At 62.8% G+C, this 10,923-nt stretch carries 12 protein-coding genes; 9 read left to right on the top strand and 3 right to left on the bottom strand.

What is annotated here, in order from left to right; translation table 11 throughout:
* Both AAC071_RS14045 and acnA read right to left on the bottom strand, forming a co-directional pair.
* On the bottom strand, window positions 1-299 hold a 299-nt coding region (locus AAC071_RS14045), incomplete at its 3' end, for a DUF1223 domain-containing protein (protein WP_339833588.1).
* Between the two features lie 124 nt (window positions 300-423).
* Window positions 424-3,069 (bottom strand): aconitate hydratase AcnA, encoded by a 2,646-nt coding sequence (acnA, locus tag AAC071_RS14040; RefSeq protein WP_339833585.1) that lies wholly within the window; start codon window positions 3,067-3,069, stop codon window positions 424-426.
* On the opposite strand from acnA, the gene AAC071_RS14035 reads away from it, so the two are divergent.
* The 7 genes from AAC071_RS14035 (at window position 3,053) to AAC071_RS14005 (ending at window position 7,602) form a co-directional block, all read left to right on the top strand.
* The gene (locus AAC071_RS14035) at window positions 3,053-3,823 is read left to right on the top strand and encodes a hypothetical protein (RefSeq protein ID WP_339833582.1); all 771 of its coding nucleotides are present in this window, start codon (window positions 3,053-3,055) and stop codon (window positions 3,821-3,823) included. The two genes, acnA and AAC071_RS14035, sit on opposite strands and share 17 nt — an antisense overlap.
* An 82-nt stretch (window positions 3,824-3,905) precedes the next feature.
* The gene (locus AAC071_RS14030; RefSeq protein ID WP_339833579.1) at window positions 3,906-4,709 is read left to right on the top strand and encodes a crotonase/enoyl-CoA hydratase family protein; all 804 of its coding nucleotides are present in this window, start codon (window positions 3,906-3,908) and stop codon (window positions 4,707-4,709) included.
* Window positions 4,696-5,334: a heme ABC exporter ATP-binding protein CcmA gene (gene ccmA / locus AAC071_RS14025; protein ID WP_339833577.1), complete on the top strand. Its 639-nt coding sequence runs from the start codon at window positions 4,696-4,698 to the stop codon at window positions 5,332-5,334. The genes AAC071_RS14030 and ccmA overlap by 14 nt, the downstream gene beginning before the upstream one ends.
* On the top strand, window positions 5,331-6,008 hold the full coding sequence (gene ccmB / locus AAC071_RS14020) for a heme exporter protein CcmB (protein WP_339833576.1): 678 nt from the start codon (window positions 5,331-5,333) through the stop codon (window positions 6,006-6,008). Before ccmA ends, ccmB begins: the two co-directional genes overlap by 4 nt.
* A 56-nt stretch (window positions 6,009-6,064) precedes the next feature.
* Window positions 6,065-6,832, top strand: coding sequence for a heme ABC transporter permease (locus AAC071_RS14015; protein WP_339833574.1), 768 nt, complete (start codon window positions 6,065-6,067; stop codon window positions 6,830-6,832).
* Window positions 6,833-6,835: 3 nt separating this feature from the next.
* Window positions 6,836-7,039, top strand: coding sequence for a heme exporter protein CcmD (gene ccmD / locus AAC071_RS14010; protein WP_339833572.1), 204 nt, complete (start codon window positions 6,836-6,838; stop codon window positions 7,037-7,039).
* Window positions 7,036-7,602 (top strand): DsbE family thiol:disulfide interchange protein, encoded by a 567-nt coding sequence (locus tag AAC071_RS14005; protein WP_339833570.1) that lies wholly within the window; start codon window positions 7,036-7,038, stop codon window positions 7,600-7,602. The genes ccmD and AAC071_RS14005 overlap by 4 nt, the downstream gene beginning before the upstream one ends.
* Window positions 7,603-7,605: 3 nt before the next feature.
* On the opposite strand, the gene AAC071_RS14000 is transcribed toward AAC071_RS14005, so the two are convergent.
* The gene (locus AAC071_RS14000) at window positions 7,606-8,160 is read right to left on the bottom strand and encodes a MarR family winged helix-turn-helix transcriptional regulator (RefSeq protein WP_339833568.1); all 555 of its coding nucleotides are present in this window, start codon (window positions 8,158-8,160) and stop codon (window positions 7,606-7,608) included.
* 405 nt (window positions 8,161-8,565) lie between these two features.
* Here AAC071_RS14000 and AAC071_RS13995 point away from each other — a divergent pair, with 405 nt between their 5' ends.
* Window positions 8,566-9,183 (top strand): NUDIX hydrolase, encoded by a 618-nt coding sequence (locus AAC071_RS13995; protein ID WP_339833566.1) that lies wholly within the window; start codon window positions 8,566-8,568, stop codon window positions 9,181-9,183.
* A gap of 113 nt (window positions 9,184-9,296) precedes the next feature.
* Window positions 9,297-10,913, top strand: coding sequence for an MFS transporter (locus AAC071_RS13990; protein WP_339833563.1), 1,617 nt, complete (start codon window positions 9,297-9,299; stop codon window positions 10,911-10,913).
* Window positions 10,914-10,923 lie beyond the last annotated feature (10 nt).

Raw genomic sequence — 10,923 nt, 5'->3', positions numbered from 1 at the left:
CGATCCGCCCCCCCCCTCTGACGACCAAAGCACACTGTGTTTTGCAGAGGAATCCTTTTTGTGAATGCGGGGCTTGCCAGCGTGTCCTTCCAGCCGAGAAAGTCCCAGTAGTCGACGGCGAATGACAGGGCGATTACATCGTCGCGCGCCGCGAGTTCGCGTAGATAGGCGTCGGCCTTGGGGCAGGATGAGCATCCCTGGCTTGTGAAGAGTTCGACGACGACCGGTCGGGTCTCAGCGCGGGCGATGGGTGCAAGCGACAGCGTGAGTGTCAGGGCCGCGACGAGACGCAACAGCATGGGACCTTTCTCCTTCTGTATCGAGGATAGGTCGGGCTGCCGCCGACTGGCGAGTCACGAAGCGGTGAAGGCGCAAAAAAGGGCGCTCCGAAGAGCGCCCTTTTTCCGTCGGATGCCGACTTACCTATGCCGCGAGGTTGCGCAGCACGTAGGGCAGGATACCGCCATTCTCATAGTACTCGACCTCATCCTGCGTATCGATGCGGCAGAGCAGCTCGATGGCCTTTCGCGTTCCGTCCTTGTAGGTGATGACGGCCTTGACCTTGGTACGTGGTTTCACATGCGCGAGGCCTTCGATCGACACGGTTTCCGACCCGTCGAGGCCGAGCGACTGCCAGCTCATGCCGTCCAGGAACTGCAGGGGGGCGACGCCCATGCCGACCAGATTCGAGCGATGAATGCGTTCGAAGCTCTGGGCAACCACGGCCTTGACGCCGAGCAGCATCGTTCCCTTTGCGGCCCAGTCGCGGCTCGAGCCAGTGCCATACTCCTTGCCGGCGAAGATGACCAGCGGCGTACCGCGACGCTTGTACTCCATTGCCGCGTCGTAGATCGGCATTTCGACGCCTTCGGGCTGCAGCTTGGTGACGCCGCCTTCGATGCCCTTCAGCATCTGGTTCTTGATGCGAATATTGGCAAAGGTACCGCGCATCATCACTTCGTGATTGCCACGCCTGGCGCCGTAGGAGTTGAAGTCCTGCGCGCCGACCTGTTTGGAGTTCAGGTAGGCACCGGCCGGGCTCTTCACCTTGATGTTGCCGGCGGGCGAGATGTGGTCGGTCGTGATCGAGTCGGCGAAGAGGCCGAGAATCCGGGCACCCGTCACATCGGAAAGCGCCCCCGGCTTCGGCTTCAGACCGACGAAGTAGGGCGGATTCTGAACATAGGTCGAATCGCCGTCCCAATCATAGGTCAGGCCGCCGGTCAGCTTGATGCTCTGCCAATTGGCATCGCCGTCGAAGACATTGGCATAACGCCTGCGGAACATTTCGGGCGTCACGCAGGTGCGGACCGTTTCGGAAATTTCCTTCGTCGTCGGCCAGATATCCCTGAGGTAGACCGGTTGCCCGTTCGCGCCTGTGCCGAGCGGCTCGGTCGTCAGGTCGATCTGGGTCGATCCGGCCAGCGCATAGGCAACCACCAGCGGCGGCGAGGCGAGATAGTTCGCCTTGACGTCCGGCGAGACGCGTCCTTCGAAATTGCGGTTGCCCGAAAGCACCGCCGAGGCCACGAGATCGTTCTTGTTGATCGCCTGGCTGATCTCGGTTGGCAGCGGGCCGGAGTTTCCGATGCAAGTCGTGCAGCCATAGCCGACGAGATCGAAGCCCATCGCGTCGAGATCGTCCTGCAGGCCGGACTTCGTCAGATAGTCAGTCACGACCTGAGAGCCTGGCGCGAGCGAGGTCTTCACCCAAGGCTTCACCTTAAGGCCAAGCTTGCGCGCGTTGCGCGCGACGAGACCAGCTGCCACCAGCACGTTCGGGTTGGACGTGTTCGTGCAGGAGGTGATGGCAGCGATCACGACATCGCCGTGACCGAGATCGAAATCCCTGCCTTCGACGGCAACGCGCGTTGCCGCCTGGCCGGGCTTGCCGAATTCGCCTTCCAGTGCCTTGAGGTAATTCGCCTTGACGTCGGTCAGAGAGACACGATCCTGCGGCCGCTTCGGGCCGGCGAGGCTCGGCACCACAGTCGAGAGGTCGAGCGTCAGCGTGTCGGTGAAGACAGGATCGGCCATGCCCTTCTCGCGGAACATGCCCTGCGCCTTCGCATAGGCTTCGACAAGGGCCACACGTTCTTCCGAACGCCCTGTTGCCCGCAGATATTTCAGCGTTTCGCCGTCGACCGGGAAGAAGCCGCAGGTCGCGCCATATTCCGGCGCCATGTTGGCGATGGTCGCGCGATCCTCAAGCGCCAGATGGTCGAGGCCGGGGCCGTAATATTCGACGAACTTGCCGACCACACCCTTCTTGCGCAGCATTTCAGTGACGGTCAGCACCATGTCGGTTGCCGTGACGCCGTCATTGAGTTTGCCGGTCAGCTTGAGACCGACGACCTCCGGGATCAACATCGAAACCGGCTGGCCGAGCATGGCCGCTTCCGCCTCGATGCCGCCAACACCCCAGCCCAGAACCGCGAGACCGTTGACCATCGTGGTGTGGCTGTCGGTGCCGACACAGGTGTCGGGATAGGCGATCTCTTCCTTGCCGTCCTTTTTCGTCCAGACGGTCTGTGCCAGATATTCGAGATTGACCTGGTGACAGATGCCGGTTCCCGGCGGCACGACGCGGAAATTGTCGAAGGCCTTGGAGCCCCAGCGCAGGAACTCATAACGCTCGCGGTTGCGCTGATATTCGATTTCGGTGTTTTCCTTGAAGGCGGTCGGCGTGCCGAACTTGTCGACCATCACCGAATGGTCGATGACGAGGTCGACCGGCACCAGCGGATTGATCTTTTTCGGATTGCCGCCAAGGTTCTTCACTGCATCGCGCATCGCCGCCAGGTCGACGACGGCCGGTACGCCGGTGAAATCCTGCATCAGCACGCGGGCCGGGCGATAGGCGATTTCACGATCGGACGTGCGTGTCTTCAACCATGTCTTGACCGCCTTGATGTCGTCGGCCGTCACGGTGCGCCCGTCCTCGAAGCGCAGCAGGTTCTCAAGCAGCACCTTCATCGAGAAAGGCAGGCGCGAAATGCCGTCGAGGCCGTTCTTTTCGGCGTGGGGCAGACTGAAATAGGTATAGCTGCGCTTGCCAACTTTCAGCACACGGCGCGCGCCGAAGCTGTTGCCGGGTGCTTTGGCTGAAGTCTTTTTCGGTGCGGCTTTCTTTGCCGGTTTCGCCTTCGCCGCCGCAGTCTTCTTCGGCGCGATCTTTTTCGGCGACGGCTTTGCTTTCGCAGCCACCTTCTTTTTCGGTGCGGCCTTCTTGGCTGCGGCCTTTTTCGGCGCGGCCTTCTTTTTCGGCGTTACCTTCTTGACGGTCTTCTTGGCCGCACGCTTGGCCTTCTGCGCCAGCTTGCGGGCGGCAGGCGTGGCCTTTTTCACGGCCTTGCGCGCGGTCTTGACCGCCTTCTTCGCGGCCTTCTTCGGTGTGGCCTTCTTCGAGACCGACTTCTTCAGCTTCGGCGCCGCCTTCTTCGGCGCGGCCTTTTTCACGGCCTTGCGCGCGGTCTTGACCGCCTTCTTCGCAGCCTTTTTCGGTGCAGCCTTCTTCGCGGCCGACTTCTTCGGCTTCGGCGCAGCCTTGGTCTTTTTCGGCGCAGCCTTCTTTTTAGCGGCGGTTCTGGTCACGGGCTTTTTCGCAGGCGCCTTCTTTGCCTTTGCCTTCGCCTTGGAGGTTTTCGGGGATTTCGCGGGGGCCTTCTTCGCCATCTCTCTTGGTCCTCAATGCTGCGTGGGTCCAGTTGGAAAAAGGGGGAGGAGGCGCTTGTTGCCAGCGCGGGAAACGCGCGGGCGTCAAATCCGATTTCGCCGCCGCTTTTGTGTCTGGAACCTATATGCTTGTCGCGGCGGACTATAATGGCTTTCGGGCGGATTGACCATGCTCGGTCGTGCGCTTAAGCCTTGATAATCGGCATTGAAATGAACATCGGGGAGGGCGCGTGGCAGAGGTCGTCGTCGAGAGAAACGGTCCCGTCACAACGGTGATCCTCAATCGTCCGCGCGCGAAGAATGCGGTCGACCGTGGGGCGGCCGAGCGGCTCGCTGCGGCCTTCCTGGAATTCGAACAGGACGAGGCGGCGCTTGTCGCCGTGTTCTGCGGTGCAGAGGAAACCTTCTGTGCCGGCGCCGATCTCAAGGCGGTCTCGACCGGCGGGGGCAATCGCGTCGTGCCGCCGGCGACCGGCGCCGATTTCAGCCGTCTGGCCGATGATGGTCCCATGGGTCCTTCGCGAATGATTCTCAACAAGCCGGTCATTGGTGCGATTGCCGGTTATGCGGTGGCAGGCGGACTTGAGCTGGCGCTCTGGTGTGACATACGCATTGTCGAGGAAGATGCCGTGATGGGCGTCTTTTGCCGCCGCTGGGGCGTGCCGCTCATCGATGGCGGCACGATCCGTCTGCCGCGACTGATCGGCCAGGCAAGGGCGATGGATCTGATCCTGACTGGCCGTGGCGTGGGGGCAGCCGAGGCCTTGCAGATGGGGCTGGCCAATCGCGTTGTACCCAAGGGGCAGGGCCGCGCGGCGGCCGAGCGTCTGGCACAGGAAATCGCGCGCTTTCCGCAGTTGTGTCTGCGGCACGATCGCATGTCGGCCTATGAACAGTGGGACCTGCCCTACGAGCGGGCGCTTGCCAATGAATTCGAGCACGGCCGCAAGGTGATGGCGTCCGGCGAAACGCAGAAAGGTGCGGCCCGCTTTGCGGCGGGCAAGGGCCGGGGCGGCAATTTTGACGATATCTGAACTGCGGTTATCGGCAACCAATCTTGCCTGCGAACGCGGCGGCCGGCTTGTCTTTGAAGGTCTTTCCTTCACCGTCGTTGCCGGCGAGGCGCTGGTGCTGACCGGCCCCAATGGCAGCGGCAAGTCGAGCCTCTTGCGGCAGATCGCGGGGCTGGTCGAAAGCACCCCGGGCTCGCTGCGTGTCGAAGGCGGCGACCCCGAGATGACGCTTGCCGAACAGGCCCATTATGTGGGCCATCTTGACGCGTTGAAGCCGGCGATGACCGTCGCCGAGACCCTTCATTTCTGGGCCGCCTGGTTTGACAATGGGGTTGCCGGCGCGGTGGCGAACGTCGCCGTGGCACTTGACGGCATGAGCCTCGCCTCGCTTGCCGACTTGCCGGCCGCCTATCTCTCGGCCGGGCAAAAGCGGCGGCTGGCTCTTGCGCGCCTCCTCGCGGCGCCGCGACCGCTCTGGCTGCTCGACGAACCGACGGTGGGGCTCGATGCCGCCAGCATCATGCGGCTTGGCCGCGCCATGCAGGCACATCTTGCCGCTGGCGGCATCATCGTTGCTGCCACCCATCTCGATCTCGGCCTTGAAGCCGCGAAAACGCTCGATCTCGGCATGGGGTTGCTGCCATGAGCCGCGCATTTGTCGCCTTGCTCGCCCGCGATCTCCGGCTGGCCGCGCGTATCGGCGGCAGCGGCGGGATGGCCGTGTTCTTCTTTCTGGTTGTGGTTGCCGCCGTTCCGCTCGGAATCGGGCCTGCGCCCGATCTTCTGGCGCGTATCGCGCCCGGCATGTTGTGGGTGGCGCTGCTGCTCTCGTCACTGCTGACGCTCGATCGGCTTTTCCAGGCCGATCATGAAGATGGCTCACTCGATCTGTTGACCATGGGCCGTCTGCCCCTCGAACTTGTCGTCGTGGCAAAGGCCATCGGTCATTTCCTGACGACGGGGTTGCCACTGGTCGTCGCCGCGCCATTGCTCGGCCTGATGCTCAATCTCGAGCTTGCCGCCTTTCCAGCCCTGATGCTGGCCATGCTTGTCGGTGCGCCGGCCCTGAGTTTTCTCGGCATCATCGGCGCCGGCCTTACCGTCGGCATCAGGCGCGGCGGCCTGCTCGCTTCGCTGCTTGTCCTGCCTTTCTACATTCCGGTTCTGATATTCGGCGTCGGCGCGGCACGTGCGGCGCTGGCCGGTTTTCCGGACGGCGTTGCCGGTCAGAGCCTGGCTCTGCTGGCGGCCGTCACGCTGGCGAGCCTCGTGGTCGGCCCGGTCGCCGCGGCTGCGGCGCTGCGCGCCAATCTCCGCTGATGCGCGGCAAAATGACTGGCGCCTCCAACTTGCCCTGTCGGAAAGCAACACGCTAAATGAACCCCATGACCCGCCCATCGGTTTCGCAGCGGCTCCAGGCTTTCGCCAATCCGGCGCGTTTCATGACGCTGTCGGGGCGGCTTCTTGCGCCCTTGTGGCTGGTTTCGCTGGGGTTTCTTGGGGGCGGCCTTTACTTTTCCCTTTTCGCTTCGCCGCCCGACTATCAGCAGGGCGAGACCGTACGCATCATGTATGTGCATGTGCCGTCAGCCTGGCTCGCCATGTTCGGCTATGCGGTGATGGCGACGGCCTCGGCCGTGGCGTTGATCTTCCGTCATCCGCTGGCCGATCTCTGCGCCAAGTCGGCTGCACCGATCGGCGCCGCCTTCACCTTCCTGGCTCTCGTCACCGGCGCGCTCTGGGGCAAGCCGATGTGGGGCACCTGGTGGGTGTGGGATGCGCGGCTGACATCCGTTCTGATCCTGTTCTTTCTCTATCTCGGCTACATGGCGCTCTGGACGGCGATCGAAGAACCGACGCGCGCGGCGCGCGCGGCAGCCGTTCTGGCGCTTGTCGGCGCCATCAATGTGCCGATCATTCGCTACTCGGTCGTCTGGTGGAACACGCTGCATCAGCCAGCCTCGGTCTTCCGCATGGATGGCCCGACGATCGCACCCGAGATGCTGCTGCCGCTCGCCCTGATGGCACTCGGCTTTACATTCCTGTTCGTGACGCTGCTGATGGTTCGCATGCGTGCCGAAATCCTGCGCCATCGTGTGCGGACATTGCGCCTGGCGCTGGCCGCGTCGGGCACGGAGGGCTGAGGCATGGCAGAGTTTTTCCAGATGGGCGGCTATGCGGCCTATGTCTGGCCCGTTTATGTGCTGGGCGTTCTTGTGCCATTGGCGCTGGCCGTTCAAAGCCTTGCCGATTACCGGCGGCAGGCGCGTCTTGCCGATGCGCTGGAGCGCGATGCCGGCGGGCGGGTCCGCCGGGCCGCGCGCCGGTCGGACACGGAGCCGGCGCCGTGAGGAATCCTTTCAGGCTTGCCGCACTTGTCCCCGTTGCACTCTTCCTGCTGCTTGCCGGGTTTTTCCTGGTGGCGATCTATCGCGGCGATCCGTCGCGTGTGCCCTCGGCCCTGATCGGGCGTTACGTTCCGGAATTCGAGCTACCGGCCGTTCCGGGTCTCGAACGTCCCGGCCTCGCCACGGCCGATTTCGGCACGGGCACGCCCGTCATCGTCAATGTGTGGGGATCGTGGTGCGTGCCCTGCCGGGTCGAAATGCCGTTGCTGGTCGAGCTGAGGCGCATCGCCGATGTGCCGCTCTACGGGATCAACTACAAGGACGATCCGGCGGCGGCACGGCGTTTTCTGTCCGAACTCGGCAATCCCTTCGATCGCATCGGGCGCGACCAGACGGGGCGGGCGTCCATCGAATGGGGGGTATACGGCGTGCCGGAGACCTATGTCGTCGACGGCAATGGGCGAATCGCACTCAAGCATGTCGGTGCGGTGACGCCGGAAGCGATTGCCGAACAGATCCTGCCGGCCTTGCAGGCGGCGCGGCATGCCGCGCCGCCCGGCAACTGACGTTCAGCTCTTCTTGCGACGCGCGGCCGGCTTTTTGGCCGCCGGCTTGCGGGCCGGCTTCCTGGCCGCGCGTTTTGCCGGCTTTTTCGGCTCGGATTCTTCGGTCTTCATGCCTTCGATGGCACTGTTGAGGTGGGTCAGCGCCTTCATCAGATCGGCCTGCACGGATTTCGGCAGGGCTTCCAGCAAGGCCCGTTCGGCGGCCAGCGCCTTCGGCATCGCCCCTTTCAGGGCGCGGCGGCCGGCGGCTGTCAGGCGTACCGCATTGGCGCGCGCATCTTCCGCCGTGCGGCGACGGGCCAGAAGACCGTTCTTGATCATGCGGCTGATCATGTCGGCCAGCGTCGACCGGTCAATGCCGGTGCGGTTGACGAGATCGGTCTGGCTCAGGCCTTCTTCCTCATCGACCGCGAAGAGCACGATGAACTGCCGTGGCGTCAGCGTGCTGGCGCCCATCTGCTGAACGAACTGGTCGTAGGCGAATTGTTGCGCGCGGCGCAGCAGGTGGCTCAACGAGCTTTCGAGATCGAAACTTCCGGTCGATTTTCTGGCTGCCATTCGTCTGTCCTCTGGTGTCATCTCAACTATTCGACACGCCTGTGTCCGAATATCGGGGGGTGAATATCTCTGGCTCTGTGTCCTTGCGGCGCGTTCCCTTGGCGGGATATTGACCTCTCGGACGGATCTCCCATCGCATGGAGAAATGGATCGGGCGCATCATCGGGTGCTTTCTGGCAATGCCGTGCGCGCCGCACTATCTTCATATGCACCCGCAGAGGCCTCACTTGCAAGAGGAACCGGGCCATGAAAAATGGAGAAATGGAGAAATCACGATAGGTCTGTGCGCGGACGGTCCCTGTCGGCCGGCACACAGATTGTCGGCATATCCGGCAAGTCCCGGCCCGGGGGCCGGATACTGGCACGCGCAGGCTTAGTTCCGTAGGCGGATCAAAGAGTTGTACTATGACAAATTCGACAAAAATGGGCGATTCGGAGCATGTTTCGCCCGCACCGGCGCCCCGCGAGCCCGGCGCCGAGCACGATCCGGTCTTTACCCGCCGCGTGCCAACCGGAGACAATATGCCGCGCGATATCTGCGACCGCTGCGGCTTCATCCATTATGTAAATCCCAAGGTTGTCGTCGGTTCGGTCGTTGGCCATCAAGGGCGCATCCTGCTGTGCCGCCGTGCCATCGAGCCGCGCAGGGGGTTCTGGACGCTGCCGGCCGGCTTTATGGAACAAGGTGAGACGGCCGAACAAGGGGCGCGGCGCGAAGCACGCGAGGAGGCCAATGCCGAGATCGTGCTGACGGATCTGCTTGCGGTCTATTCGATCCCGCGTATCGCGCAGGTGCAGTTGATGTACCGCGCCGAACTTGCCACCCCCTCCTTTTCGGCAGGGGAGGAGAGCCTCGAGGTTGCATTGTTCTCATGGGAGGAGATCCCCTGGGACGAGCTCGCCTTCCCCAGCGTCCATTGGGCATTGACGCAGTTTCATTCTGTGGAAGGACGGGTTGGAATCGCGCCCTTCGGCAACCCGGACGGCGAAACCGGCAACCACTTTCCGCGCGCGCCCCGCTAGCATCCCCGCTGGCATCATCGGCCCATTCGCGGCATTCTCCCGTCACTGGAAGTGGGGCAGACAAGGCGGGGATGGGGCGCATGACGGCAGCGGGTGAATCCGGAACAGGACGCATGACGCGTGAGGAACGGCGCGTCATTTTCGCGTCGTCGCTCGGCACCGTTTTCGAGTGGTACGATTTCTATCTCTACGGTTCGCTGGCCGCGATCATTTCCGTTCAGTTCTTTTCAGGCGTCAATCCGACCGCCGGTTTCATCTTTGCGCTTATGGCCTTTGCCGCCGGCTTTGCCGTACGGCCCTTCGGTGCCATCGTGTTTGGCCGTCTGGGCGATCTTGTCGGACGAAAATATACGTTTCTCGTCACGATCGTCATCATGGGTGTCGCGACGTTCATTGTCGGACTGCTGCCCAACTACGCCACGATCGGTGTCGCCGCGCCGGCGATCCTGATCGCCTTGCGGCTGTTGCAGGGACTCGCGCTTGGCGGCGAATATGGCGGTGCTGCCATCTATGTGGCCGAACATGCCCCCCATACCAGGCGTGGCAGCTACACGGCATGGATTCAGACCACGGCGACGCTTGGCCTCTTCCTGTCGCTTCTCGTGATCCTTGCCTGCCGCCTGTCGATGGACAAGGAGAGCTTCGAAAGCTGGGGCTGGCGCATTCCCTTCCTGCTCTCGATCGTGCTTCTCGGCATTTCGGTCTGGATCCGGCTGAAGCTCAACGAGTCGCCACTGTTCCAGAAGATGAAGGATGAAGGAACGCTGTCGAAGGCGCCGCTGACCGAAAGCTTCGCCCAATGGAAGAACCTGAAGATCGTGCTGATTGCCCTGGTCGGCCTCACGGCCGGACAGGCCGTCGTCTGGTATACCGGCCAGTTCTATGCACTCTTCTTCCTGACACAGGTTCTGAAGGTCGAGGGGCAGACCGCCAATATCCTGATCGGCGGCGCGTTGCTGCTTGGCGTGCCGTTCTTCGTCATCTTCGGCGCGCTTTCCGACCGTATCGGCCGCAAGCCCATCATCATGGCGGGCTGTCTGCTGGCGGCACTGACCTATTTTCCGCTTTTTGCGGCGTTGACGCATTTTGCCAATCCGGCGCTCGAGCAGGCGCAGCGGACGTCGCCTGTCATTGTCGTTGCCGATGCGAGCGAATGTTCATTCCAGTTCAACCCGGTCGGCACGGCTGCCTTCACGACGTCGTGTGATGTTGCCAAGAGTGCGCTGGCCCGACGCGGCATTCCCTACAGCAACAGGAACGCTACAGCCGGCGAAACCGCCTATGTCGAAATCGGTGCATCGCGCGTTGCGTCTTTCGACGCGACCGGTGACGCCGATGGCGCGGCGCGGCAAGGTTTCGATGCGGCGCTGACCGCGGCGCTGACGCGGGCAGGCTATCCCGACGCGGCCGACCCCGATGCCATCAACACACCGATGGTCGTTCTCATTCTTTTCGTTCTGGTTCTCTATGTGACGATGGTCTACGGGCCGATCGCGGCGATGCTGGTGGAGCTCTTTCCCACACGCATCCGCTATACGTCGCTCTCGCTGCCCTATCATATCGGCAATGGCTGGTTCGGCGGCTTCCTGCCAACCGTCGCCTTTGCGATCGTCGCGGCAAGCGGCAACATCTATTCGGGACTGTGGTATCCGGTCATCATTGCGGCCATGACCTTCGTCATCGGCATGATCTTCGTGCCCGAAACAAAGGATCGCAGCATTCACCATTGAACCAGAATGC

Origin of the sequence: uncultured Parvibaculum sp. (assembly GCF_963975745.1) — a bacterium.
Lineage (GTDB): Bacteria > Pseudomonadota > Alphaproteobacteria > Parvibaculales > Parvibaculaceae > Parvibaculum.
Note: the sequence above shows the minus strand (reverse complement) of the source record. Positions and strands in the feature narration are given on the sequence as shown.

Coding starts and splice junctions, on each gene's coding strand:
- AAC071_RS13990 (WP_339833563.1), top strand. CDS start 9,297: ATGACGCGTGAGGAACGGCGCGTCATTTTCGCGTCGTCGCTCGGCACC.
- ccmD (WP_339833572.1), top strand. CDS start 6,836: ATGGCAGAGTTTTTCCAGATGGGCGGCTATGCGGCCTATGTCTGGCCC.
- AAC071_RS14000 (WP_339833568.1), bottom strand. CDS start 8,160: ATGGCAGCCAGAAAATCGACCGGAAGTTTCGATCTCGAAAGCTCGTTG.
- AAC071_RS13995 (WP_339833566.1), top strand. CDS start 8,566: ATGACAAATTCGACAAAAATGGGCGATTCGGAGCATGTTTCGCCCGCA.
- AAC071_RS14015 (WP_339833574.1), top strand. CDS start 6,065: ATGAACCCCATGACCCGCCCATCGGTTTCGCAGCGGCTCCAGGCTTTC.
- ccmB (WP_339833576.1), top strand. CDS start 5,331: ATGAGCCGCGCATTTGTCGCCTTGCTCGCCCGCGATCTCCGGCTGGCC.